At 61.4% G+C, this 24,630-nt stretch carries 21 protein-coding genes and 3 pseudogenes; 16 read left to right on the forward strand and 8 right to left on the reverse strand.

What is annotated here, in order from left to right; all coding sequences use genetic code 11:
- The 4 genes and pseudogenes from QN219_RS32035 to QN219_RS32050 form a co-directional block, all read right to left on the reverse strand.
- Positions 1-181, reverse strand: a pseudogene (locus QN219_RS32035) (ABC transporter permease); the annotation flags it as partial.
- Complete coding sequence (locus QN219_RS32040; protein ID WP_284004440.1) at positions 157-510, reverse strand: hypothetical protein; 354 nt, start codon at positions 508-510, stop codon at positions 157-159. The gene QN219_RS32040 and the pseudogene QN219_RS32035, both read right to left, overlap by 25 nt.
- A complete protein-coding gene (locus QN219_RS32045) occupies positions 507-1,070 on the reverse strand; it encodes an ABC transporter permease (protein WP_284004441.1) in 564 nt (187 codons plus the stop codon). The genes QN219_RS32040 and QN219_RS32045 overlap by 4 nt, the downstream gene beginning before the upstream one ends.
- 29 nt (positions 1,071-1,099) lie before the next feature.
- Positions 1,100-1,372: a hypothetical protein gene (locus QN219_RS32050; protein WP_284004442.1), complete on the reverse strand. Its 273-nt coding sequence runs from the start codon at positions 1,370-1,372 to the stop codon at positions 1,100-1,102.
- 245 nt (positions 1,373-1,617) lie between these two features.
- Between QN219_RS32050 and QN219_RS32055 the strand changes: the two genes are divergently transcribed.
- The 13 genes from QN219_RS32055 (at position 1,618) to QN219_RS32115 (ending at position 13,479) form a co-directional block, all read left to right on the forward strand.
- Positions 1,618-2,484, forward strand: coding sequence for a DeoR/GlpR family DNA-binding transcription regulator (locus QN219_RS32055; protein ID WP_284004443.1), 867 nt, complete (start codon positions 1,618-1,620; stop codon positions 2,482-2,484).
- Between the two features lie 181 nt (positions 2,485-2,665).
- Complete coding sequence (locus tag QN219_RS32060) at positions 2,666-3,553, forward strand: LysR family transcriptional regulator (protein ID WP_284004444.1); 888 nt, start codon at positions 2,666-2,668, stop codon at positions 3,551-3,553.
- Between the two features lie 189 nt (positions 3,554-3,742).
- Positions 3,743-4,747, forward strand: a complete 1,005-nt coding sequence (trbB, locus tag QN219_RS32065; RefSeq protein ID WP_284004445.1) for a P-type conjugative transfer ATPase TrbB — start codon at positions 3,743-3,745, stop codon at positions 4,745-4,747.
- 68 nt (positions 4,748-4,815) lie between these two features.
- Positions 4,816-5,088 (forward strand): TrbC/VirB2 family protein, encoded by a 273-nt coding sequence (locus QN219_RS32070; RefSeq protein WP_405052307.1) that lies wholly within the window; start codon positions 4,816-4,818, stop codon positions 5,086-5,088.
- Positions 5,088-5,369, forward strand: coding sequence for a VirB3 family type IV secretion system protein (locus QN219_RS32075; protein ID WP_283979841.1), 282 nt, complete (start codon positions 5,088-5,090; stop codon positions 5,367-5,369). Before QN219_RS32070 ends, QN219_RS32075 begins: the two co-directional genes overlap by 1 nt.
- Before the next feature lie 9 nt (positions 5,370-5,378).
- Positions 5,379-7,883: a conjugal transfer protein TrbE gene (gene trbE / locus QN219_RS32080; RefSeq protein ID WP_284004446.1), complete on the forward strand. Its 2,505-nt coding sequence runs from the start codon at positions 5,379-5,381 to the stop codon at positions 7,881-7,883.
- Complete coding sequence (gene trbJ, locus QN219_RS32085; RefSeq protein WP_284004447.1) at positions 7,880-8,650, forward strand: P-type conjugative transfer protein TrbJ; 771 nt, start codon at positions 7,880-7,882, stop codon at positions 8,648-8,650. Before trbE ends, trbJ begins: the two co-directional genes overlap by 4 nt.
- A 13-nt stretch (positions 8,651-8,663) precedes the next feature.
- Positions 8,664-8,966 carry a putative entry exclusion protein TrbK-alt gene (trbK-alt, locus tag QN219_RS32090; protein WP_284004448.1) on the forward strand — a complete coding sequence of 101 codons (303 nt, stop codon included), beginning with the start codon at positions 8,664-8,666 and terminating at the stop codon, positions 8,964-8,966.
- Positions 8,963-10,318: a P-type conjugative transfer protein TrbL gene (gene trbL / locus QN219_RS32095; protein WP_284004449.1), complete on the forward strand. Its 1,356-nt coding sequence runs from the start codon at positions 8,963-8,965 to the stop codon at positions 10,316-10,318. The genes trbK-alt and trbL overlap by 4 nt, the downstream gene beginning before the upstream one ends.
- Positions 10,315-11,004 carry a conjugal transfer protein TrbF gene (gene trbF, locus QN219_RS32100; RefSeq protein WP_284004450.1) on the forward strand — a complete coding sequence of 230 codons (690 nt, stop codon included), beginning with the start codon at positions 10,315-10,317 and terminating at the stop codon, positions 11,002-11,004. Before trbL ends, trbF begins: the two co-directional genes overlap by 4 nt.
- The gene (gene trbG, locus QN219_RS32105; protein WP_284004451.1) at positions 11,001-12,065 is read left to right on the forward strand and encodes a P-type conjugative transfer protein TrbG; all 1,065 of its coding nucleotides are present in this window, start codon (positions 11,001-11,003) and stop codon (positions 12,063-12,065) included. Before trbF ends, trbG begins: the two co-directional genes overlap by 4 nt.
- Entirely contained in the window at positions 12,062-13,222 is a 1,161-nt protein-coding gene (locus tag QN219_RS32110) for a TrbI/VirB10 family protein (protein WP_284004452.1), read from the forward strand. Before trbG ends, QN219_RS32110 begins: the two co-directional genes overlap by 4 nt.
- The gene (locus tag QN219_RS32115) at positions 13,219-13,479 is read left to right on the forward strand and encodes a DUF2274 domain-containing protein (RefSeq protein ID WP_284004453.1); all 261 of its coding nucleotides are present in this window, start codon (positions 13,219-13,221) and stop codon (positions 13,477-13,479) included. Before QN219_RS32110 ends, QN219_RS32115 begins: the two co-directional genes overlap by 4 nt.
- Positions 13,480-13,816: 337 nt before the next feature.
- Here QN219_RS32115 and QN219_RS32120 read toward each other — a convergent pair whose 3' ends face one another.
- The 4 genes from QN219_RS32120 to QN219_RS32135 form a co-directional block, all read right to left on the reverse strand.
- Positions 13,817-16,957, reverse strand: coding sequence for an efflux RND transporter permease subunit (locus tag QN219_RS32120; RefSeq protein WP_284004454.1), 3,141 nt, complete (start codon positions 16,955-16,957; stop codon positions 13,817-13,819).
- A gap of 5 nt (positions 16,958-16,962) precedes the next feature.
- Complete coding sequence (locus QN219_RS32125) at positions 16,963-18,027, reverse strand: efflux RND transporter periplasmic adaptor subunit (protein WP_284004455.1); 1,065 nt, start codon at positions 18,025-18,027, stop codon at positions 16,963-16,965.
- 728 nt (positions 18,028-18,755) lie between these two features.
- Positions 18,756-20,180, reverse strand: a complete 1,425-nt coding sequence (locus tag QN219_RS32130) for a radical SAM family RiPP maturation amino acid epimerase (RefSeq protein ID WP_284004457.1) — start codon at positions 20,178-20,180, stop codon at positions 18,756-18,758.
- Positions 20,181-20,390: 210 nt separating this feature from the next.
- A complete protein-coding gene (locus QN219_RS32135; RefSeq protein ID WP_283979852.1) occupies positions 20,391-20,753 on the reverse strand; it encodes a hypothetical protein in 363 nt (120 codons plus the stop codon).
- A gap of 1,535 nt (positions 20,754-22,288) precedes the next feature.
- Between QN219_RS32135 and QN219_RS32140 the strand changes: the two are divergent.
- The 3 genes and pseudogenes from QN219_RS32140 to QN219_RS32150 all read left to right on the forward strand — a co-directional run.
- Positions 22,289-23,048, forward strand: a pseudogene (locus QN219_RS32140) (ATP-grasp domain-containing protein); the annotation flags it as partial.
- A 188-nt stretch (positions 23,049-23,236) separates the two neighbouring features.
- Positions 23,237-23,452 (forward strand): transposase, encoded by a 216-nt coding sequence (locus tag QN219_RS32145; RefSeq protein WP_284004456.1) that lies wholly within the window; start codon positions 23,237-23,239, stop codon positions 23,450-23,452.
- Positions 23,453-23,897: 445 nt separating this feature from the next.
- Positions 23,898-24,630, forward strand: a pseudogene (locus QN219_RS32150) (transposase); the annotation flags it as partial.

Here is a 24,630-nt window from a genome sequence, read left to right on the forward strand (position 1 = left end):
TCAACACCAGAACCAGCGGGCTCGAGCCGGTCAAGGCGACGGCGGCGAGTGCCAGCAGCGTCAGGGGTACGGAGGCCTGGGCGTCGACCAAAAGCATGAAGATGCTGTCGATCCTACGGCCCGCGAGACCACTGATGAGACCCGCCAGCCCGCCGGTCACGACACCGACAACGACGCCCAAAAGTCGCGATCACCAGCGTCGTCAAGCGCATGCAGCAATCTCGACAGCACGTCCCGGCCGAGATGGTCGGTGCCCAACGGGTGTGTCCAGGTGCCATCCCAAAAGCCCGGCGGCTGCAGGCGCGCTAGCAGGTCCTGCTCGGCCGGCCCGTAGGGCGCCAGCACGGGCGAGAGCAAGGCAGTGAGATAGAGTGCGACGATTGTCACTCCGGCGACCTTGATCAGCGTCGGGGCCCGCCTGAAACGCTCCCGGATCAGACGCCACTGGGCGTTCTCGGCCGGAGCCATCGTGCGGGTCTCTCCGGAGGCAAGATTGGTCGCAATGCTCATGACGCCCTCGCCCGGATTCTTGGATCGATCAGACCGCAGCCGATATCGACGAGCGCGTTGGCGAGGATCACCGTCGCCGCCACTGCCAGAACCCCGAACTGCAGCATGGGGAAGTCGCGTTGCATCACCGCCGCGACCAGCAGGCGACCGGCGGCCGGCCAGGCGAACACCACCTCGACCACCACGGCGCCGCCGATCAGCGTGCCGACCTGCGGTCCGACCACGGTGAGTACCGGCAGCATCGCATTGGGCAGCGCGTGCTTGACGATCACCTTGGCCGGCGGCAGGCCCTTGGCACGCACGAAGCGGATATAGTCCTGGCCGAGCACGTCGAGGAGGCTGCTGCGCGTCAGTCGCGAGATGCTGGCGATACTGGCAACGCCGAGCGTCAGCACCGGCATGACATAGTGCGCCCAAGTTCCGGTCCCGCCGCTCGGCAAAAGTCGCAGCGTCAGACTGCAGACCAGGATGAGCACGATCCCGACCACGAAGTTCGGTGCCGCCTGGCCGATGAAACTGAGCGTCATCAGGCCGCGATCGATGGGACTGTTCAGCTTCACGGCCGCGATCGTGCCGAGCGGCAATCCAATCAGACAGAAAGTAGCAGCGCCGGAAGCGTAAGGTTGATCGTCGCCGGCAGGCGTTCCAGATACATCTCGGCGACGGGCCGGCCGCTGAAGAAGCTTCGGCCGAAATCGCCTCGCGCCAGCCCGGCGGGGTAGTCGCCATATTGCGCCATTACCGGACGGTCGTGGCCCAGTTGCTCACGCAGCACCTGGCGCTGCACCTCCGGCGTGTCGGGCGGCAGGATATGATAGGTCGGATCGCCGCTGAGACGCGTGGCGACGAATGCGACCGTCACGACGACCAAAGCGTGAGTACATCATGACCGCTTCTGCCAGCACGAGCCCGGTTTCGTGAGTCATTCCCTTTTGTGACCATTTCTGGACGATAACGTGGCTTTGTTACCGTTTGCTGACAAAGAATGGCGGGAGGCCGACAAAACCTACAAAGCTAGAGGGTGCTATTGACCAGAACGGGCATAAGCGGTCATAACGCAGGAAGGGCAAGCGTTCTGACCGTGCCGGGTCTCAGGAGAAAACATTTATGAGCAACGTCGTGTCGCAAAATCCTGTTGCCGGCCAGGCGCCTTCAACCGGATCTGGCGAATCCCCTGGAACGCTTCTTGCCGCAAGCCGACACCGCCAGATCCTCGATCTTCTCGCCGCTCGCCAGGAAATTCAGGTCGCGACTCTGTCGAGCGAGCTACAGGTGTCAATGGAGACCATCCGGCGTGATCTTAGGATGCTCGAGGAAACGGGCAAGCTCAAACGCGTGCACGGCGGTGCTGTGCTCCTGCGGGCCAATGAAGAGCTGCCCTATTCGACCCGAATTGAATCGCTCCGGGAAGAGAAGGAGTGGATCGCGCAAACCTGCCTTGACAATCTCGACGTCCGAGAAGACCAACTCGTGTTCGTCGGAGGAGGATCGACAACGCTGCCTTTGGCCCGAAAGCTCTCACGTGGCCCAAGGATGCGTTTCGTCACCAATGCTATCGATATTGCCTCTGCACTCGCCGCGACCGGCCAGCACGAAGTGGTCCTGACCGGCGGGCGGATACTTGCTGACCATGAACTCCTGGCAGGATACGACACTTTGAGCGCCGTCAGCAGACGGCTGTTTGACCTGGTTGTCACCGGTACCAATGCCATCGATGCGCACCTCGGCTTTCTGGAATACGAAGAGCCAGAGGCTCACCTGCACCAAGCCCTTGCCAAACACTCGCGGCGGTACGTGATTGTCGCGGATCATACGAAGTTCGGCAGAACGGCCAGCTACGCGTCCCTTTCGCTGAATGCGGCGGAAATGCTTGTTACCGATGTAGCTCCCACTCCGGAATATCAAACAGCGTTCGAACGAGCCGGCCTTCACGCGCTGTGGCCACGCGATGGTCTTCGCGTCAACAGATCTTGACCAACCGGTTTCGTTCAGAACGTCGAAGAGCCCCTGGGTCTACCGGATCTATCCCTCGGGTTCGCCCGACTTGATCAAATCGAGCGGATTGGCACGTATTACCCGGTTGCTACCGGCGTCCCGGCTTTGCCCGTTATACCGTGACGCTTTGGTGCCATGGAACTTGTTGTGAGGAAAATTGATGGACCTTCGTCATCTCCGATATGTTGTCGCAGCGGCCCGCAATGGGAGCTTCAGTGCGGCGGGTCATGAACTGAATGTGCGCCAGCCGATTATCAGCAAACGCATCCGGGAGCTGGAGGACGAACTCGGCGTATTCCTGTTCGACCGCTCGACGGCCGGTGCGCGGCTGACACCCACCGGAGAGGAATTCGTCGTCGGTGCCAGGCGTATCGTCGAAGCTTTTCAGCGCCTTGCGGAACGGGCAAAGGCAAGTGGCGCCGGAAAGACGGGCCGCGTCGTGGTCGGTTTTTACAAGTCGTTTTCCTCGGGGTGCTTCCGCGTTGCATTGAAGGCCTTTCGCCAGAAATTCCCCGGCGTCGAGGTCGAGTTGATGGAAGGCTCCTACATCGAACTGAAGGCCGGCGTCATGTCCGGCGCGATCGATCTCGCCATCGTTCTCGGCGATACGGGTAAGACCGAACTCCTCGACTCAATGCCGCTGTGGTCCGGCCAATTGGTTGTCGCGCTGCCGGAGGATCATTCGCTTGCCGAGAAGTCAACAATCTACTGGCCGGAGTTGAAAGGTGAGCGGTTCCTGGTCAGCCAGGATGATCCAGGCCCGGACATTCGCAACATTCTCCTGCGTCACCTGGCGGCACCCTCAAATCACCCGGAGCTCGTCATGCGCCAGTTGAGCCGCGAAAGCATCCTGAGCGAAGTCGGCAGCGGGCAGGGCATTGGCCTGCTATGCGAAATGGCGTCGGGCTTTGCCGCGCAGGGCGTCGCCCTTCGCCCCGTACACGACGGCAATGGCGGCATTCGGCTGGGCTATATCGCCTGCTGGCGGCCCGACACTTCCAATCCCGTCCTCAAGAACTTTATAAGCAGCTTGCGTCTCGCGGATTGATTCCCGCTAAAGACTGATCGACCCGTTGAGGACGGTCGGAGCCGAACCGCGACTGCCAAGTATTTTTTCGCTTCCCTACGATTCTCTGCGAACCCGGCGATTATCTTGTTGCTGATCGCGAACTTCTGCCTTTCTTGATTGTCCCCGTTGCGATCCGCCGCTTGACCGGATTGCCGGAAGCGGGGCCAGATGCCGGGACATCACCATCAGAACCAGGAGGCGATCTCACGCGGCGCGCGCATGTTGCGCACGGCGCTTGGGCCTGTCATCGCGCGCCATCTCGAAGATCCCGCCGTCGTCGAGGTGATGCTGAATCCGGACGGACGGCTCTGGATAGACCGGCTGAGGGATGGGCTCGCCGATACCGGTGAAACATTGCTCGCGGCGGATGGCGAGCGCATCATCCGTCTTGTCGCCCATCACGTTGGCGCCGAAGTACATCCCGGCAGTCCCCGCGTCTCGGCCGAGCTTCCGGAAACCGGCGAACGCTTTGAAGGCCTGCTTCCTCCCGTTGTCGCCGCGGCAACCTTCGCGATCCGCAAGCCGGCGGTGGCCGTCTTCACGCTCTCGGACTACGTCGCTGCCGGGATCATGAGCGAGCGCCAAGCCGATGTGCTGCGGCTCGCGATCGAAATGCGGAAGAACATCATAGTGGCGGGTGGCACCTCCACCGGCAAAACGACGCTCACCAATGCGCTTTTGGCCGAAGTCGCCAAGACATCCGATCGCGTGGTGCTGATCGAGGATACGCGTGAACTGCAATGCGCCTCGGCCAATCTCGTGGCGCTGCGCACCAAGGACGGCGTGGCCTCTCTTTCCGACCTCGTCAAGTCGTCGCTGCGGTTGAGGCCCGATCGCATTCCGATCGGGGAGGTGCGTGGCGCCGAAGCGCTCGATCTTCTCAAGGCCTGGGGCACCGGTCATCCGGGCGGCATCGGCACCATCCATGCCAATTCCGCCGTGGGCGCTCTGCGGCGGGTCGAACAGCTCATTCAGGAAACCGTCGTCACCGTCCCGCGGATCCTGATTGCCGACACCATCGATCTCATTGCTGTGCTCTCCGGCCGAGGTACGGACCGGCGGCTGGCCGAGATTGCCATGGTCGACGGGCTCGATCCGGTGACGGGCGACTATCGCACGATCACACGACTTGCTCCCGACCGCCAACCGCTCGTGAAAGGAGAAGAACCATGAGCTTGCCTGGAATGTCCGCTCTTCCCCAATCCCGCCGTCGTGTCGTTGCGGCGACGACGCTGATCTCGATGTCGTTGATGACGGTGTTCCCCGCCCATGCCTCCGGTTCTTCGATGCCGTGGGAGGAACCGCTACAGCAGATCCTCGAAAGCATCGAGGGGCCGGTCGCCAAGATCGTTGCCGTGATCATCATCATCGCCACCGGCTTGGCGCTTGCCTTCGGCGATACATCCGGCGGGTTCCGGCGGCTCATCCAGATCGTCTTCGGCCTGTCGATCGCCTTTGCCGCCTCGAGCTTTTTCCTGTCCTTCTTCTCCTTCGGCGGCGGAGCGCTGGTCTGATGACGGCGTTCGGCTCGGAACACGAGGAGATTCGCGGCTTCTATGCACCCGTCCGTCGGGCACTAACCGAGCAGATCCTGCTCGGCGGCGCCCCGCGTGCAGTGGCCATCGTCAACGGCACGCTCGCCGGCGCTGTCGGGCTCGGCCTTCGCCTCTGGATCGTGGGGTTACTGATCTGGGCGATCGGCCACTTCGCGGCGGTGTGGGCCGCAAGGCGTGATGCCCAATTCGTCGATGTCGGCCGCCGGCACCTGCGCTACCCGGCGCATATGAGCGTGTGAGGCTCAGTCATGTTGAACCTTGCCGAATACCGTAAGACGAATGGGGGCCTTGCTGACTTCCTGCCATGGGCGGCACTTGTCGCAGCCGGGGTCGTCCTCAACAAGGACGGTTCGTTTCAAAGGACGGCGCGGTTCCGCGGGCCCGACCTCGACAGCGCCACACCAGCCGAGCTGGTCGCAACCGCCCAACGCCTCAACAATGCGCTGAGGCGTCTCGGATCCGGCTGGGCCGTTTTCGTCGAAGCGCAGCGCAATCCCGCCAATGATTATCCCGAAAGCTTGTTTGCCGATGCGGCTTCCGCCCTCGTGGATGTCGAACGTCGCGAGCAGTTCGAGGAGAGCGGTCTCTTATTCGAGAGCAGCTATTTCCTGACCTTCGTGTGGCTGCCGCCGGCCGAAGAGGCCTCCCGCATGGAGGACTGGCTCTATGAAGGGCGCGAGGACTCGGATGTCAATCCATGGGAGCTGTTGAAGAGCTTCATCGACCGGACCGACCGGGCGCTGCATCTTTTTGAAGGCTTTGTTCCGGAAGCGGGCTGGCTTGATGATGCTGAGACACTCACCTATCTGCATTCGACCGTTTCCGTAGCGCGCCATCGCGTCCGTGTTCCCGAATTCCCGATGTATCTCGATGCGCTTCTAGCGGACCAGCCGCTTGCCGGTGGCCTCGAGCCGCGGCTCGGCGACTTTCATTTGCGCACGCTGACGGTGATCGGCTTTCCGACCGTCACGTCTCCGGGCATCCTGGATGATCTCAACCGGCTCGCCTTCTCCTACCGCTGGTCGACCCGCGCGATCATGCTCGACAAGACCGATGCGACGCGGCTGGTGAAGAAGATCCGACGGCAGTGGTTTGCCAAGCGCAAATCGATCGCGGCGATCCTCAAGGAAGTGCTGACCAACGAACAATCGGTGCTGGTGGATTCCGACGCCGCAAGCAAAGCGACCGAAGCCGATGCAGCACTCCAGGATCTCGGCTCCGACCAGATTGGTAAAGCCTATGTGACCGCAACCATTACCGTCTGGGACGCAGATCCGCGTATCGCCGAGGAAAAACTGCGGCTAGTCGAAAAGGTCATCCAGTCGCACGACTTCACCTGCATCGCAGAAACCGTCAACGCGATCGAGGCCTGGCTCGGCACTCTTCCCGGCCATGTCTATGCCAATGTCCGGCAGCCGCCGATCTCGACGTTGAATCTCGCCCATATGATTCCGCTCTCGGCAGTCTGGGCGGGGCCAGAGCGGGACGAGCACCTGAATGCGCCGCCACTCTTCTATGCCAAGACAGAAGGCGCAACCCCGTTCCGCTTCTCGCTGCATGTCGGCGACGTGGGCCACACAATGGTTGTCGGCCCGACCGGCGCCGGAAAGTCGGTGCTGCTGGCGCTGATGGCGCTGCAGTTCCGCCGCTATGCGCGGTCCCAGGTCTTCGCCTTCGACTTCGGTGGTTCGATCCGCGCCGCGACCCTCGCGATGGGAGGCGACTGGCAGGATCTCGGCGGCTCGATCTCCGACCCCACATCGTTCCTGAGCATGGTGGCGTTGCAGCCGCTGACCGGCATCCACGATACGATGGAACGCGCCTGGGCGGCCGACTGGCTCGTGGACATTCTCACGCGCGAGGGCGTGAAGATCACGCCGGAGGTCAAGGAGCATCTCTGGACGGCACTGACCTCGCTCGCTTCCGCACCTGTGGCGGAACGTACCATTACCGGTCTGAGTGTCCTGCTGCAGTCGACCGCGTTGAAGCAGGCGCTTCGTCCTTACTGCGTCGGCGGGCCTTATGGCAGTTTACTCGACGCAGAGATGGAATGGCTCGGAGATGCCTCCGTCCAGGCCTTCGAAACGGAAGGGTTGATCGGAACCGGAGCGGCGTCTGCGGTACTCTCCTATCTCTTCCACCGCATTGAAGCGCGCTTCGATGGCCGTCCGTCTCTGCTCATCATCGATGAGGGGTGGCGCGCGCTTGATGACGGCGGCTTTGCCCAGAAGATCAAGGAATGGCTGAAGACGCTGCGCAAGAAGAACGTCAGCGTCGTCTTCTCCTCGCAGTCACTCGCCGACATCGAAGCCTCTCCGATTGCACCGGAGCTCGTCGAAAGCTGCCCGACCCGCATCTTTCTCGCCAATGAACGCGCCATCGAGCCGCAGATCGCGAGCGTCTATCGGCAGTTCGGTTTGAACGACCGGCAGATTGAGATCGTCGCCCGCGCCACGCCGAAGCGCGACTATTATTGCCAGTCCCGGCGTGGCAACCGGCTCTTTGAGCTCGGCCTCGGCGAGGTAGCGCTCGCGCTATGCGCTGCCTCCGACAAGGCCGCTCATGCAGCCATCAACCAACTGGTCGACGACGGGAAGCGGCACCGCTTCCTGGAGGCCTGGGTTTCCGCCCGCGGCCTCCACTGGGCCGCCGATCTTGTTCCGGTCCTTACCAACATCGCTGGACCCGCCGAAATCGAGCGCGGTGAACAGCTTTCCATCCCTCGATCACTTGAAGAGGAGACCATTCGATGACCCGTTCCGTCTTTCGATCCGGCCATGCCGGCCATGCATTGACGCTTGCGCTCAGCGCCACCACACTGATGCCGATCACCGCTGTCACCCTCCTGCCGACGCCAGCCCATGCGCTGATCGTCTTCGATCCGAAGAACTACACGGAAAACCTGCTTTCCGCAGCTCGCGCCCTGGAGCAGATCAATAACCAGATCGCCTCGCTTCAGAACGAAGCGCAGATGCTGATCAATCAGGCCCGCAATCTCACCAGCCTTCCGACGTCGATGCTTTCTCAGATTGAGGGAAACTTCTCCGAGATGAAGAGCCTGCTCGATCAGGCTCAGCAGCTCGCCTACAACGTCCAGACCATCGACCAGCAGTTCAGCGGCACCTACGAGACCTTTGCTGCCGGCAAGTCCAACGACCAGCTTGTGACGGCGGCGCGCGAGCGCTGGCAGCAGTCGGTCTCAGCCTTCGAGGACTCGCTGAAAACCGGGGCGGTCGCGGTCGACGGCATCTCCAGCACACAAGTCCAGACCTCCACGCTCGTCAGCGCCAGCCAGTCGGCCGTCGGCGTGCTGCAGGCCGCCCAGGCCGGCAACCAACTGCTTGCGGTCCAGGCAAAGCAGATGTCCGATCTGACCGCCATGCTCGCCGCGCAGGGACGGGCCGAAGCGCTCGAGAACGCGAGGGCCGCCGCCGCTCAGGAACAGGCGCGCGAGCAGTTCAGTCGCTTTATGACCGGCACGGCCTACAGCCCGTCCAGCGTCCGCATGTTTCACCAGTAGGAGCACCGGACCCATGGACCCCAAGATCGCCGCCCGGATCACCGCTGTGCTTGCCATTGGAGCAGGACTGACCGCGACATTCATGGCATTCAGTCAGCGCCAGAGACCGGAGGAGACGCCCGTATTCCGTTCGCTTGATCCGGGCGGCGACCCAGCGCGAACGGAGCTCCTCCGCTGCCGTGATCTGGGTGCGGAAGCTCTGAACGACAAGACCTGCCTGGGGGCCTGGATCAAGAGCCGCCGGCGGTTCCTAACGCGCCCGGAGTCCGATCGGCCCGACGCGCCGGCATCCGGCGCCGGCGGGGCGACGCGGTGAACAATACCGGCATCATCGATCGCTTTCTGGAGACCTTCACCTCCTACATCGATTCCGGGTTCGGACTGCTCGGCAGCGAAGTGTCGTTTCTCTCATCGACGTTGATCGCGATCGATATCGTGATTGCCGGTCTCTTCTGGGCCTGGGGCGCGGATGAGGACGTCATCCAGCGCCTCGTCCGAAAGACCCTCTACATCGGCTTCTTCGCCTTCGTCGTCGGCAACTTCAACAATCTTGCTCGGATTGTTTTCGAGAGCTTCTCCGGCCTTGGTCTCAAGGCGGCGGGCTCATCGCTATCCAGCACCGAGCTCCTGCAGCCCGGGCGTGTGGCGCAGGTCGGAATCGATGCCGGCAATCCGATTCTTCAGGCCGCCGGCGACCTGATGGGCTATGTCAGCTTCTTCGAGAACTTCGTGCAGATCTTCGTGTTGATGACCGCCTGGGTCATCGTGCTGGTCGCCTTCTTCATTCTGGCAATCCAGATCTTCGTGACGCTGATCGAGTTCAAGCTGACGACACTCGCCGGCTTCGTGTTGATCCCGTTCGCCCTCTTCAACAAGACGGCCTTCCTTGCCGAGAAGGTGCTCGGAAACATTGTCGCCTCCGGTGTGAAGATCCTCGTCCTCGCCGTCATCGTCGGCATTGGTTCTGGCCTCTTCAGCGAGTTCACAGCCGGCTTCTCCGATCAGCCGACGATCTCCGAGGCGCTGTCGCTCGTGCTCGGGGCTCTCGCCCTGATGGGCCTGTCAATCTTCGGCCCAGGCATCGCGACCGGACTTGTGTCTGGCGCCCCGCAGCTCGGCGCGGGAGCCGCCGTCGGCACGGGCCTCGCTGCTGCGGGTCTAGGTGCCGCCGGCTATGTCGGCGCCAGGGCGGTTATCGGCGCGGCTGCCAGCGCCACGGGTGGCGCGATCAGGGGAGGGGCGGCTTTCGCCGGTGGTGCCCGGACCGCTTATCGCCTCGCCGACGCTTCGACGGATGCAGGGAGCTCGGGACGAGTGGCAGCAGGTTTGGCCGGCATGGCCAAGGCCGGCGTAGGCTCTGTCATGAGCAAGGCGAGGGAAGCAGCAACCCGATCGAGCGAAACGCTCCGCTCCAGCTATGGGGCAGGGCAGTCTGCCGCCTGGAAGGCGACAGGCGGCGAGAATGACGTCGACGGCGGTACGTCGGGCACAATTGGCGCCGCCACGGGCGGGGCATCACAGCCCTCTTCCCCGCCGACATGGGCGGAGCGCATGCAGCGCAGGAACGCCTTTCATCACGGCGTCAGCACAGCCACCCACAGCGTGCGCTCCGGCGATCACGGCGGCGGCTCCATGTCCGTTTCCCTCAATCAGGATGACCGCAGATGAACTTCTTCAAACGCGCCTCCGTTCGCTATGCCCGAACGCCGCAACCCGAAACTCCCTACCAGAAAGCCGCACAGGTCTGGGACGAGCGGATCGGATCCGCCCGCGTCCAGGCGAGGAACTGGCGGCTCATGGCCTTCGGTTCACTGCTATTGGCCGGCGGCTTTGCATCCGCGCTTATCTGGCAATCGGCCCACGGGTCGGTGGTACCCTGGGTGGTGCAGATCGACAAGCTCGGCGAAGCCCAGGTGAGCGCGCCGGCGGTTGCCGACTACCAACCGACCGATCCGCAGATCGCCTGGCACCTGGCCCGCTTCATCGAAAACGTCCGCGCGACCCCCGCCGATGCCGTGATCGTCCGCGAGAATTGGCTCAGCGCCTACGAGTTCACGACCGATCGCGGCGCGCTCGCGCTCAACGACTACGCCCGCGCCAATGACCCCTTCACAAAGGTCGGAAAGACGCAGGTCGCCGTCGATGTCTCCTCGGTCATTCGCGCTTCCCCCGACAGCTTTCGTATCGCCTGGATCGAGCGTCGCTACGAGAACGGGCAGTTATCCGGAACCGAGCGCTGGACCGCCATTCTCACCGTCGTGATCGAACAGCCGCGTGACCCCGACAGGCTGCGCGCCAATCCGCTCGGTGTCTACGTCAACGCAATCAGCTGGTCGAAGGAGCTTTCGCAATGAAGGGGGCAACTAGAACATCCGCGAACAAAACCCGGGTTAGCCGCGCCGCCGTCCTGGCCACGGCTGTGCTGGCGGCGACCGTCCTTGCCGGTTGCGCCGGGAAATATATTCCGCCCGAGATTGACTATGACGATGCCGCACCGGCTGTGAAACTCACAGATCCCGTGGGTCCGGTGAAGATTGTGGAACTACCGAAGCCCCTTCCTCTGCCCGGTCAGCTGAAGCGGATCGAGGAAGGCAAGAAGAAGTCGGAACCGTTCGATCCGAAGGCGCGTATCGCCGCTGCCAACGAGGCGGCACGCATTCAGCCGGTCCGCGATGGCTTCATCAATGCCGTGCAGGTCTATCCTTTCACCATCGGTGCGCTTTATCAGCTCTATGCGGCACCCGGCCAGGTCACCGACATCGCGCTCCAGCCGGGCGAGCAACTCGTTGGTTCCGGTCCCGTTGCTGCCGGCGACACAGTGCGTTGGATCATCGGTGATACCGAAAGTGGTACGGGCGCCGCAAAGCAGGTGCATATCCTGGTGAAGCCGATCCGGGCAGAGCTGCAGACCAATCTGGTCATCAACACCAACCTGCGCACCTATCATCTCGAACTGCGCTCAACGGAAAAGACCTATATGGCCTCGGTCTCCTGGCAGTATCCGGCCGACCAGCTGATAGCGCTGCGGCGCCAGAACAACAGGGCTGCGGAAACGCAGGCGGTGGCAAGCGGGGTCGACATCTCGCGGCTGAATTTCCGCTACCGGATCGAAGGCGACAGCGCCCCGTGGCGACCATTACGCGCCTTCGATGATGGCTCGAAAGTCTTTATCGAATTCCCCTCCGGCATCGCCCAGGGCGACATGCCGCCTCTCTTCGTGATCGGTGCATCCGGCAATTCGGAGCTCGTGAACTATCGCGCGCGGCAGAACTACTATGTCGTCGACCGCCTATTTGCAGCGGCCGAGCTTCGCCTCGGCGACAAGGAAAGTCAGCGCCGTGTCCGCATTGTCCGCACCGATGGTCGCCGAATTGCGAACCGCCCGGCGCTCTTCTCTTCGGAAAAAAGCCGATGACCGGCCCGTCCGACCTCAAGGCGGAGTTCCGGCTGCGGCCGGAGCCGCCGCGCGTCACCCGCCTGTCACGCAAGGTGCTGATCGGTCTCGGGGCTGTCTCAGGCCTCGTCATCGCCGCGGCCTTGTTCTTCGCGCTCGATACGAGCCCGCGGGGCAGCCAAGCGCCCGCCGAGCTCTACAACACCGAAAATCGTCCGCCGGCTGACGGTCTCATAAACCTGCCGAAGGATTACACCGGCATCCCGAAACTCGGGCCGGCGCTTCCGGGTGATCTCGGCCGTCCGATCCTCAAAGCGCGCGAGGAAGGCAAGCCGGTCAACATCCCGACGATTCAGACGCCGCGCGCCGATCCGGAGGAACAGCGGCGCGAGGCGGAGATCGAGGCGGCACGGGTCGCCAAGCTCTTTACCGATACGCGGACCAGCACAGCCGATCCCAATGCCGCGCTGAACCAACCAGACACTGTCCCGCCGCTCGATGTCGGCTCGGCCCAGAACATGCAGGACCGCAAGCTCGCCTTCGTCAGTGCCGAAGCCGACCGGAGGACGGTCAGCCCGGATCGCGTCGAGGAGAAGGCCTCGCCCTATGTTTTGCAGGCCGGGTCAGTGATCGCCGCTGCCCTCATCACTGGCATCGATTCCGACTTGCCCGGCTCGATAACCGCGCAGGTGACGGAAAACGTGTATGATAGCCCAACCGGATCGTATCGCCTCATTCCACAGGGATCTCGCCTCATCGGTCAGTATGACAGCCAGGTCGCGTTCGGGCAGTCGCGCGTGCTCCTCGTCTGGAACCGCGTCGTCATGCCGGATGGTACGTCAATCGTGCTCGAACGCCTGCAAGGGACCGATCCACAGGGCTTCTCCGGGCTGAAGGATGAGGTTGATCATCACTGGGGTCAGCGGTTCAAGGCGGCAGCGCTCTCGACGCTTCTGGGCGTGGGCACGCAGATCGGCAGCGACGACGAAGAAAGCGAAATCGCTCAGGCGATTCGTGAAAGCGCCCAAGGCGCGGCCTCCAATATCGGTCAGCAGATCGTCAGCAGGCAGCTCAGCATTCGGCCGACCCTTACCGTCCGGCCAGGATTCCCGATTCGCATTCTCGTCAATCGCGATCTCGTCATGCAGCCTTACGGAGCCGCGAAGGAGCCGACATGACCAAACTGAAGCTCTCCGCCATTCCTGATGACAAATCCGTCAAAATCACCGTCGAGCTGCCGGCGCAGGTATTCCGGGATCTGCAGGCCTATGCAGCAATTCTTGCGCGGACCGGTGGGCATGCATCGCCGCAAGATCCGGCGAAGCTCATAGTGCCGATGATTACCGGATTCATGGAGACAGACAGGGGCTTCGCAAGGGCGAAGCGACAGGACGCCAGCCGCGTCGAGCCTGCCGACTCCTTGAGAGGCAAGTAGGAGAGGCGGTCAACGACCCGCTCACGACTAGTGAGCCTACTAACTGGACGGTGTTGACGAAGTGGACGTACACCGTGCCGCCCACTCGGCACATCACAATGCGCACCGGCGTGTATTTCGCAATTTTGCGGCAAGTCCACGAACTCTTCGCCGAATCTCGCGTGGCTCCTTTCCAAGACCAGGCGCGAGCTGCGGCGTTGAGCAAAAATGCCACGCCGCAGCCAAGTCGATCGTCTCTGAGGATGGAACGGAGCAAGCGAGCGCTGCTCGTCGACTTGCTGCGTTGAGCCCGATCAACTTGGCAGGTATGCCCTCCTGGATTTCCACTGAGGTGTAGTCATCTCCGGCCGGATCCTCGAATCGCAACAAGGCTACGTTTGAAGGCGATGGGCTCGCAATCGTCTAACGCATCCGTATCCTGCCCGGCGGTCTCGCCGTGTAGCGCGGTCCGGCATCCCAGCCGTTTAAGTGCCTCAAGCAGATCATCGACGAATGTGTAGATGATGGGGATCACGATAACGCTGAGCAGCGTCGACGTTACTACGCCGCCGATCACCACGATGGCCATCGGCTGCCGGAAACTTGAATCGCCTCCCGTCAGGCTGAGAGCAACCGGAAGCATTCCCGATGCCATGGCTACGGTGGTCATCACGATGGGCCGCGCACGTTTGTGGCAGGCATCGACGAGAGCATCGAACCTCCCCATCCCCTGGCGCCGCGACACGATCGCGTATTCGACCAGGAGAATCGAGTTCTTCGTCGCAACGCCCATGAGCATCAGCAGCCCGATGACCACCGGCAACGAAAAGCTGGTCCCGGTTACCACAAGCGGCAGCAGCGCACCACCAAGCGAAAGGGGCAGGGCCATCAGGATGGTGAACGGTTGCAGGAAGTCATGGAAGAGCAACACGAGCACGGCGTAGATTGAGAACACGCCGATTGCCATTGCCAGTCCGAAGCTCTGGAACAGTTCCGAACTGAGTTGCAGTTCACCTTGCTCAACAAGAGTGACGCCCGGCGGCAGATGCTGGAGCGCCGGTAACGCCTTTGCCTCGCGGTAGACGTCGCCCAGGATGCGGCCGTTGAGTTCGACGGCAAGAGTGACGTTGCGCAATCGATCGATGCGGTTGATCTCGGAAGGACTGCCGCCGATGCGGATGTCGGCAATCGATCCGAGATCGACGCTCCCATTCGCTCCGGCTACCCTCATGTTCCTGATGTCATCGAGATTTGCGCGTGCCGCGGGGTTAAACCGGACGACGATGGGGATTTGCCGCTGAGGCAGATCGAGTTTTGGCAGGGCGGAAGAGTAGTCCCCATGTGTCGCAACGCGCACGGTTTCCGCGATGGCGCTTGACGTCACCCCGAGTGCGGCTGCGCGTACAAGATCCGGGGTGATCTGAACCTCGGGCGCCTGCCTCGAGGCGGTCGAGGTCACCGCTCCGATGCCTTTGAGCGTTCGGAGTTGCTCCTCAAGAGCCTTGCTTGCTTCGTCAAGGGCATTGGAGGTGTCGCTGGCAAGGGTAATGACGAGCTGGGTGCCGTTGCCCCCGCTACCGACCCCAATCCGGACGCCGGGGAGCAACGAGAGGGCCGACCGGATGTCCTTTTCGATGTCTGCCTGCTTGCGGCTTCGTTCGTCAATAGGCGTCAGCATGACATCGAGCGTGGCGCTAGCAATACCGACCTCAGGGCCGCTACCCGACGATGCCGAACCGACCGAGGAGAAGACATGCATCACGTCAGGAAGCTTGCCGACGATGTCTGCAGCGTTCTTGGCCACTGCGGCGGTCTGTTCGATGGTGGCGCCGGGCTGCAGGGTTAGCCTTACCTGGGTCCGTGCGTCGTCGGCGGCCGGCAGGAAGCCCGAGTTCAGGAGTGGAATGGTGGAAAGCGAAAGTGCGACAGCGACAGTCGTCAAGAGCGCCGTCGTCTTCCTGTGGTTCAAGGCTGCCCTCACCAGTGCCATGTAGACACGCATGATGCGGCCATCCTTTTCCTCCGTCGGACGGGCCTTCATGAAATATGCGGCCATCATGGGCGTCAGCAGACGTGCGACCACGAGGGAAGCGAGGACGGCGACGGCTGCGGTGATGCCAAACTGGCGGAAGAGAAGCCCGGGTACGCCGCTCATAAACGCCGTCGGCAGGAAGACCGCTACTAGCGTGAACGTTGTCGCGATAACCGCCAAGCCAATCTCGTCGGCCGCTTCGAGCGCCGCGTCGATCGGCCGCTTGCCCATCCTGAGGTGGCGGGCTATGTTCTCGACCTCTACGATGGCATCATCGACGAGGATGCCTACCACGAGCGACAGTGCAAGCAGTGTGAGCACATTCAGGCTGAAGTCGGCCATGTACATAGCGAGGAAGGTTGGTATGACCGACAAGGGAAGCGCCACGGCGGACAGCACTGTCGCGCGCCAATCCCTAAGGAAGAGCCAGATGACCACGACGGCGAGGATCGCGCCCTCGAACCACATGTGCATCGAACCACGATAGCTCTCGAAGATCGCCCCGACCGTGCTGTAGACTTTATCGATCTGAACGTCGGGATGTTCGGCGGCGAACCGTCCTATCGCCTTGTCGATGTCTGCGGCAACGCCGGTGTCCGAGAACCCGTTTGAGCGCTTGATGGCGACGGCAATCACGGGCTGGCCGTTTAGATAGGCCAGCGAGGACCGGTCCGCAAAACTGTCAGTGACGGAAGCGACATCATCGAGACGCACCTGCTGGCCGTTGGTTAGCGGAATTTGCAGTCCCCTGAGCTCTTCGACGGACGCGACAGCACCAAGCGTGCGGATTGTCTGGCGGGTGCTACCAATTTCTCCGAGGCCGCCCGACGTATCCGCCTGGACCGACTTGAGCTGTGCAGACACCGTGGCTGCCGTGACCCCGAGCTGCGCCATTGTTGCGGGATCGAGGTCGACATGAACCTCGCGGTCGATCCCACCTACACGGCTGACCTGGCCCACTCCCCGTACCGATAGGAGCGCCTTGGTCATGTCGTTATCGATAAACCAGGAGAGCTCGGTCTCATTGAGATGCGTCGAGCGGAGCGCATACGTGACCAGCGCGGCCTGCATGGTAATTTTAGTGACGCTCGGCGTTTGCATCTGCGCCGGCAGATCCGCCGTTGCACTGTCGATAGCATCGCGGACCTCGTTCAAAGCTTCGTCGCTGTTCTTCTCCAGCTTGAAGGTGACGCTGATTGAGACGGTTCCGTCTGCGATCGTTGTGACGATGTGGTCGAGATGGCTCAGCGAAGCGAGCCGGCCCTCGATAATACGGGCAACCTCGGTCTCGAGCTGCGTCGGCGTCGTGCCCTCGATTGTCGCGGTGATGCTGATCCTCGGAAGATCCATATCGGGGAAGTATTGGACCGGCAGACGCTCGAAGGCCAACAGGCCACCGATGGTGAGCATTGCGAAGAGCAGTATCGCTGGTATGGGATTGCGGATCGACCAAGCGGAGAAATTCATCAGCCTTACTCGGCGATATTCACGAGGTCGTTGTCCGACAGAAATGCTCCGCCGGACGCCACGATGCTCGTGGACTGATCTGTGCCGGAGACAATCTCGACTTCGCCGTTGTTGCGGCGGCCCGTCTCCACCCGGACCCGCCGTGCGCGCTTGTCTGCGCCAACCGTGAAGACATAGTTGAGACCGTCGCGGAACACGATCGCCGTCTCCGGAACCGTGACGGCCGAAGTTGTCTTTAATTTGATGCTGCCGGTGAAATAAAGACCGACACGCGGATGAACACCGGTGGGAAGCATTACATAGACTGTCGCGCGGCCGGTATCGGTGCTGACAGACGGTCCGATAAGCCTCACCTTGCCTTGAATGGGGCGCTCATCCGGGCCGTTGATCTCGACGCTCAGTCCTTCCGAAATGCGTGGCAGGTAGCGCGCCGAAACTTCGGCCTGCCACTCGACGCGCTGTTGACGGACTAGGCGGAACAGCTCGGTGCCAGTCGAGACGACTGCACCGAGCTCCGCGCTGCGTGACGTTATCAGCCCGTCGTCTACGGCAGTGACCGTCGTCTGAGCGAGCTTGATCTTTTGGCTGTCGAGCGCGGCCTGTTCGAATTCGAGGCTAGCTATGGCCTTCTGCTCGTCAGTTAGACGCTCGGCGATCTTCTCGTCCGAAACTGCTCCCGAGGCGCGGAGCTGCCGGGCTCGCTCGGCGTTCGCCTTGGCCTTTGCAAGATTTGCTTTGGCGGTCTCGACGGCCGCCGCCTGCTTTCGAAGGTCCGCCAGAATGCTCTCTCGAGAAAGCCGGACCAGCGTCTGCCCCTTTGTCACAACCGATCCGACATCTACCAGGACTTCGGTTATGCGAAGGCCGCTCATCTCGGAGGCGATGACCGCCTCCTGCCAGGGCTTCAGCCAACCGCTTGCAGGAACGGTTTCCGGCCAGTCCCGTGTCGCCGGTGTCACCACTGAGACGGTTAGGGCGGGTGCTGCCGGCTGATCCGCCATGGCAATCCCGAAGGGAAGCAATCCTGCGCAGACAAGGAACGTGGCGAGTGGGATAGACGGCTTTCTCAAACATGAATCCTCGAAATTCCCGAAATGCCACTACGCCAATCCACGCCAGCGTGATGGAGCTGTGCCTTTGCTTGATCTCGGTACGGCGCGAGGCCTTGATCCCTGGCCGAGGTCGTCGTGTTCACGAGTAGCAGCCAAACCCCAACGATGCATGCAAAGCCCCGCGTCATCAAAGTCCCGGGCGGCCTTCGGGAAGGGTGTTGAATAAGGCTGACCAGCCGGTTATTGGCGGCGTCGAGCCGCCGAAGCCGGATTGAGAGACCGTCTGACAGACTCCTCAGGCGCAGCAATGACACCTTCAGCGCTTCGCGGACATTGCCGGTCTCTACCCACTCCCTGTTTTTTCTCGCCGCTTCTCCCCAGCCCTCACACTCCCCCTGACCCTCCTCGGCAACGCAGACCTCCAGGACCTCGTCGAGCCTGCCGAGGACCGCGAGGGCAAGTCTTGTGGGATTGTCGGCGGCGCCGACGGAGGGCGTTCGCGCGGCGGCGGGGCGCGGAACAGCTGGGGCGGAGAGACCTCGCCCGCAGTGTTGTTCGCAAGTATAACCTTCGCCCGGCCAGGGCTGTCCTGTGTTCACCAAGGTCGTGTCTTCGGTAGCGTTATCAAGAGAGTGCATGCGAGTGCGCCCCGGGCCGTGCCTCCCATTCATTCCACTGTCCTTCGGATCAAGGCTTCTTCATGCTACACGCCGCATCATCCGCAAAATCAATTGTTTGGATGGACATCATTCATTCAATGGATGGACCAGGTGAGGCCGCCCTTCGATGCGGCGCGTCAGCCTGTCGCCAGTCTGCCAAGCGAAGCGGTCATCAAGGTCCTCTTCGATTACTCCCGCCGCGTATAACTGGTCGAGCAGGTCTGCGACTGCAAGTACACTCGTTCCGTCCGTCGTGGCCCGCATAACGAGCTCCGAGGCTGTGCAGTTACCGCGCTCGATTAGTTGCCCAATGGAGATCGGAGCGACGTCGTCGAGCACCCGGTGTTCAATGCTGCGTGAGCGGAGATGGAAGTACCGGTTTCCTGCCTTGTATTGCAGGTCCCTGCGGAAGCGGATCGGCAGGTCGGGGGGTGGGCTCTCGAGCATATGCTGATCTATCATGCTTTGCAGCCCGGTCCGGAACTCGTCAGGCGTCCTGAAGAAACGTTGACCCACGATGCGGTACCCGAGAGGCCAGCGTTCGCTACCCGGTACCGGTGTCACCAGTTGTAAGCGTCCCTCCTGCATATTCACGAGGAAGCCCGAAACACAGGCGATCGTCGTGTGGGAGTGCTCCGTCAAGGTGATTGCTTCATCTTTGTTGGCGACCCTGAGCTTCTCCCTCCTCTCCCGCGCGCGCCCGGTGAAAGCCTTTGCGGTCGGCGCCTCCTTGCTGTGCTGAATCAGTTCAACTCCTAGAAGCTCTTCAGGCGAAAACGCCTCGTGAATCTGATTTAGATGTGCTGTGCTCAGCACGGAGAAACGGTTCATCGTCGTGCCATAAAGGTTGAAGAGTCCTAGCACGCGCCTTGTGAGTGCCTCATCCTTCAACGGGGCGGCCGTTGTTGTTTGCGGCAATGCGCCCGTGATCTGATAGTAGTCGAACAGAAAGTGGTCGTAGTCTGGGTTGTCCATCGGTTCTGTGGCCCAATAGCAGAAGCCAGTGCGGGCTGCCGAACCGAACATCTCGCTCGCAACACTGACTACGCCACGCCAAAGCTCTGCATGCTCTTTGCTATAGTCGTAGTAGCCTTTGAAACGATTGGCCGAGAGGCCACAGAACCAGCAACCGACGGTGCAGCCTTCGCTTAGCTCGAAAGCGATGATGGGGTGCGTGACCGACGGCGCCGATCCGCCCAGTTCGTCGTTACAGCGACGGATTTGGCGCTCGCGCCAGGCATGAAAGCGAGGGTTGAAAATCGACATTTCCCCTTCATCGCGCAGCAGGTCGCGATGGCGCAACATCTGCCGCATATGCTCGTCCCACATCATAGCCAGTGGCCACGGGGCAGACTCTGGCTTGAAGCGGTATTGGAGGTGGTCACCGCGCCAGAGCGGCAGCATCTCCATTGGGTCAACTTCGATGCCGTACCGCTCTGTTACCGCTCGAGGGGCGTCGACGTTCTCCAAAAGCGCCCTGCGGAACTTGATGTCACCAGCTAGCCGCTCCATGAAGCGCTTGACGTGTGACAATGTACGCCGCTGCTCGGGCGTGTGCCGGTCAAGAATCTGTCGCACGTGATCGCCCGGAGGGTACGGGTGAGCCCTTGAAGCGGCATCTTGTAGGCCTGATGACATGATCTCATCCTCGACGAGGTTTGTTTTCATGTTCTCTTCGCAGCGGCTCGTCCCGAGCGAATGGGGTCAGAGGTAGAAATTGCGTCAGGTCGTGACCACAACAACAATTACAACAAGTACAACGACCGCGGCGAAACTAGGAAACTTTTCCGCGAGTTGCGCAGGGTTCGTGAGCACGTCCGTAGCGGAACTAGCCAGCGCGGTGGTCTGTATAAGGGTCGGTCCATGCTTGCGGCCCGCAATTGCGTCGAGCTTCTTACTAGTTAACTTCTGTCGACCGCCCAGTCGAGCGTACCTTCTAACCTCGTCAAGCGTGATGTTGTAGTCGAGGCTCTTTCCGATCTCTACAATCGATGCAAGACCTGTCGCACGTTGTTTGACCGTTTCAATCAGACTACCGTTTTTCCCTAAATCGTCGACGAACCGCTCTACATCAGTTAGCTGCATGGCTAATCTCTCCCGCCTCTGCTCGACTGTTGCCAAACTCCCAGCGTCGCTCGCAAGCGATCGGTGAATGCCGTGAACAAAGCAAGCGGCGTACCAACCTGAAAATCTCTGATTCGTGGTGTCTGACCGCGCGCATTGTCAGCTTGCCGACGTTTTTGGGTCCGAACCGACAATCGGCTCGCCCCAAGATGACGACAACCGCAATTCCTGAGTCAGCCGGCGCTGGTGTCGGCGTTCCTGTAAGCTATCCAGTTGGAATATTGATCACCGAGCGCAGCGCGAAGACCGCTCGATGTGCTAGGCAGCATGGTATGCAGCATCTGGTGGCAAGCACTCGACCGCTCTGCCCGACGGATCGAAATAGACGGGTGGTCGATTATGGCGAAACCGAATCCGCTCAGAAACAGCACACTGGAATCGGCGCTTTTTTGAAGGCCGAGGGTGCCTCGCGCCATTGAAACGTGTTTGAATCCATACCAACGGCGCGAACGACCTCGTTACGCCATCCGGTATTTTGGTCGTTGACCGCCTGCTGAACTGAACCAATAGCGAGCTTAAGAACACGTTTCGTTGAAGAATTCCTCCGTGCTCGCCCCGGATCTTCGAGGTGGTGTTGCCTTGGGGGTTGGAGAAGGGTTATCGGCAGTACCCGCGTGTGTTCGTGCACACGGCTCGACCTCCTTCAAAGATGCAGATGAGGTTCTGCAAATATGGTCTCGATCCGAGCAGCCTCTTATCAGTCAGACCGGCAAACTCCCGTTCGCGGGCACGCTTTGCCAGTCGGCAGTTATTCTGTCGCAGGGAGATCGAGCAGCCGGTCCCAGGCGGCGTTTGGTTGAAAAAGACGGCAGTGTGGGATGGTCGGCCGTCATTGAATTTGGGACCGTAGGCGGCGCGAATAGCTTTCCGGCACTCGTGCCGTCTTCGAAAGGATGGATATAGACGAAGCCACAGGCTGGGACGGCGGCGGCAAGCACCCGGTCGAGCTCTCGCGCCGCTCCTCTGTCAAAGGCGGTCAGCCCGTCGATGCATTCGGGCAGATCCTCATAACGCCACGACCTGGGCGCGGCGCGGACTGACCCCGGTGCTACAGCGGGTGAGCAAGCGGCGCGAGGTGTCGCGCATCGTGGCGATCACGCCGGATGGCCGGCTGTATGCCCGTCATTTCGGCACCAGCATCTCAAGCTGCTGTGTCATTCAGGCCACTACCACTTCATTGCGGCCCACCCGCAGGGCTATGCGGTGGCCTATCTGCCGGCCTATGCACCAGAGCTCAATCCCGGGGAGCCATGGCCAATGCGCTGCCTGGATCAGTCGCCGATTTGCACCGCCTGGCCCGCCGCGAGTTCTGTCGCCTGCAAGTTCAACCCGAGATGATCGTCAGCTTCTTTCGGCACGCCGGTCTCTCCGTTGCAGGCCTTCCGTGAAGATCATTAAAGCGATCTTGAAGCAGAACCAAGCCGAACAACTCGTGTCATGGAATGGACAAAACCGACAGTCTAGTCGGTTACCTGGCGCCTGCTCAGACGCGGCAAAACGGCAGCAGCGGTGTCCGATTGTGCCGCACTGTGGAAGAGGTAGCCGAACACGCGACCTCTCTGTTGGCGGGACGCACGTCTGGCGGTCTTCGCCGAGAATACTAGTCGAAGAATTTGCACAAGGCCCGTACTATACCGCTGACACAATGGGAAATGAGGTCATTGCGTTAGGCGCCGGTGACTTCGGACCCCCACCGCATTTCGTCTATCGTGAGTACACCTTTCCGGCCCCGCTGACTGACAATGAGCATAAGCGTATTGCCGACATTTCGTTGAGCTGCTTGCGAGCTCTCGACCTTGGCTGGGGGCCAACGAACATCGAACTGCGCTGGACGGAGCGTGGCCCAATCGTCATCGAAGTCAATCCGCGTCTTGCTGGCACGCCCGATCCTCAGTTGATTCAGCTGGCCTACGGGTCGACCTCTTCGCCGAGCACGTCAAGCTTATTATCGGCGACGGATGGGATTTACGCAAAAGACATTCGCAGACTGTGGCCGCGCGGTTCCTAGTTCCCGATCACGACGGCACCCTCGACTGGATCGATGTGGACACTAAGGCGACTGCTGTACCGGGTGTCGTCGAGGTCAAATGGTATTTTGAACCCAAGACGCCGATCGTCAGGAAAGGCGATTACCGAGACATAATCGGACATGTCATCGCCGCTTCACCCAGTCTTGCTCAGACCGAGGCGGTCCTTCGGCGTGCCGTCGACTTAATCAGTTGGTCGATCACACCATTTCCGACCCTTGACGAATAGGAACAATCTGGGACTGCTTGCCTCGCCGCACCAGCGAAGCCGGTGGCCAAGGCCATGTTCGAGGTCCGGGGGACCTGTTCACCTGCTGGTCGTCAGCGCGACGGGCCTGCAGCTGTGTGGCCCGGCGAGTGGCTGATTAAGAAGCACGGCACCCGAAGCGCCGATCCTGGCGCAAGCTGCACATCGGGATGGATGCCGACACTGGAGAGATCCTCGCCTCAGAGCTAACGAATGCTGATGTCGATGATGGCTTGCGGGTCGAGCCGTTGCTCGACCAAATCCCAGTTCCACTCGCCTCCTTCATCACTGATCGAGCCTACGATCAGGCTCGCATCTACGGCACTATCGCCCAGCGTCATTCCGAGGCTGAAGTCATCGTCCCACACGATCAACGGCGGTGCTGAGCGAGGATGTGCAGACCACTCCGACCCAACGCGACCGGCATCTCCAAAGCATTACCGAGCAGGGACGCATGGGCTGGCAGAAGCGATCCGGGTAGACTCGACGAGCCCTGGTGGAGGCGTCCATAGGCCGCTTCAAACGCGTGATCGGTAAGAGCTTACGCTCGCAGACGGAACCCCGCCGCGCGGCTGAGACCGCCATTGCCGTTCATGTTCTAAACCGCATGCTTGAGCTCGAACGCCCGAAATCCGTCCGCATCACTTAAACAAAGCTCTGTGTGGGCTCGGTGTGTTACCAACCAATCCGTGCTGTCGGGCGAAATTAAAAACTGTCCGCGGGAACTGCGCATTGCCTCAAGCAAAATGTTACCGATAGTGTTGATGCTCCCGATGGGATGGGGATGGTTCGCTGTCCCAGCTCGGGGGATGGATGGCACGGCGGATCAGCATGGCGACACGGACGGAACTGATTGAAGCAATCATTGAGCGCTATCGATCGAGCTGTCGGGCGGACAAGCATAGAATCCTAGATGAGTTCGTCGCGGTTACCGGCTACCACCGCAAACATGCGATCAGAGTGCTCCGCCATCGTGGGTCCGAGCCGCCTTCCGCTCGGCAGTATGTTGTCCAGTATGGTTCCGACGTCAGGGAAGCGCTGGTGGCTCTATGGGAAGCGTCCGATCGTCTTTGCTCGAAACGCCTGAAGCCGCTGATTCCGATTTTACTGCCAGCCCTCGAGCGTCACGGCCGGCTCGAGCTGAACAGCGAACTTCGCGACAAACTGCTAATGGTCAGTGCAGCGACGATGGATCGGTTGCTGTCAGAGGTACGTGTGGTGGCTCGCGGTGGCCAGCGTCGGCGTGCCGGAATGAGTTCCGCGGTTCGCCGGTCGGTCCCGGTGCGCACTTTCGGGGACTGGAACGATCCTCTGCCCGGTTACGTCGAGGTCGATTTCGTGGCCCATTCGGGTACCTCTTCGTCCGGCAGCTTCGCGCAGACGATGGTGCTGACCGATATCGCCACGGGCTGGACCGAGTGCGTGCCGGTGCGGACGCGCGAAAGCGGCCTCGTGATCGCTGCCATCAAGCAGGCCCGCTCGCAGTTTCCATTTCCGCTGCTTGGCGTCGACTTCGACAATGACAGCGCCTTCATGAACGAACTGGTGGTCTGCTGGTGTCGAA

Source organism: Sinorhizobium sp. 8-89, from assembly GCF_030124325.1.
Lineage (GTDB): Bacteria > Pseudomonadota > Alphaproteobacteria > Rhizobiales > Rhizobiaceae > Sinorhizobium.

What these genes read in the sequence shown, in the direction of transcription:
- QN219_RS32040 (WP_284004440.1), bottom strand. Translation starts at nt 510, where the DNA reads ATGAGCATTGCGACCAATCTTGCCTCCGGAGAGACCCGCACGATGGCT.
- QN219_RS32055 (WP_284004443.1), top strand. Translation starts at nt 1,618, where the DNA reads ATGAGCAACGTCGTGTCGCAAAATCCTGTTGCCGGCCAGGCGCCTTCA.
- QN219_RS32060 (WP_284004444.1), top strand. Translation starts at nt 2,666, where the DNA reads ATGGACCTTCGTCATCTCCGATATGTTGTCGCAGCGGCCCGCAATGGG.
- trbB (WP_284004445.1), top strand. Translation starts at nt 3,743, where the DNA reads ATGCCGGGACATCACCATCAGAACCAGGAGGCGATCTCACGCGGCGCG.
- QN219_RS32070 (WP_405052307.1), top strand. Translation starts at nt 4,816, where the DNA reads ATGTCGTTGATGACGGTGTTCCCCGCCCATGCCTCCGGTTCTTCGATG.
- QN219_RS32075 (WP_283979841.1), top strand. Translation starts at nt 5,088, where the DNA reads ATGACGGCGTTCGGCTCGGAACACGAGGAGATTCGCGGCTTCTATGCA.
- trbE (WP_284004446.1), top strand. Translation starts at nt 5,379, where the DNA reads ATGTTGAACCTTGCCGAATACCGTAAGACGAATGGGGGCCTTGCTGAC.
- trbJ (WP_284004447.1), top strand. Translation starts at nt 7,880, where the DNA reads ATGACCCGTTCCGTCTTTCGATCCGGCCATGCCGGCCATGCATTGACG.
- trbK-alt (WP_284004448.1), top strand. Translation starts at nt 8,664, where the DNA reads ATGGACCCCAAGATCGCCGCCCGGATCACCGCTGTGCTTGCCATTGGA.
- trbF (WP_284004450.1), top strand. Translation starts at nt 10,315, where the DNA reads ATGAACTTCTTCAAACGCGCCTCCGTTCGCTATGCCCGAACGCCGCAA.
- trbG (WP_284004451.1), top strand. Translation starts at nt 11,001, where the DNA reads ATGAAGGGGGCAACTAGAACATCCGCGAACAAAACCCGGGTTAGCCGC.
- QN219_RS32110 (WP_284004452.1), top strand. Translation starts at nt 12,062, where the DNA reads ATGACCGGCCCGTCCGACCTCAAGGCGGAGTTCCGGCTGCGGCCGGAG.
- QN219_RS32115 (WP_284004453.1), top strand. Translation starts at nt 13,219, where the DNA reads ATGACCAAACTGAAGCTCTCCGCCATTCCTGATGACAAATCCGTCAAA.
- QN219_RS32120 (WP_284004454.1), bottom strand. Translation starts at nt 16,957, where the DNA reads ATGAATTTCTCCGCTTGGTCGATCCGCAATCCCATACCAGCGATACTG.
- QN219_RS32130 (WP_284004457.1), bottom strand. Translation starts at nt 20,180, where the DNA reads ATGGAGCGGCTAGCTGGTGACATCAAGTTCCGCAGGGCGCTTTTGGAG.
- QN219_RS32135 (WP_283979852.1), bottom strand. Translation starts at nt 20,753, where the DNA reads ATGCAGCTAACTGATGTAGAGCGGTTCGTCGACGATTTAGGGAAAAAC.
- QN219_RS32145 (WP_284004456.1), top strand. Translation starts at nt 23,237, where the DNA reads ATGGATGCCGACACTGGAGAGATCCTCGCCTCAGAGCTAACGAATGCT.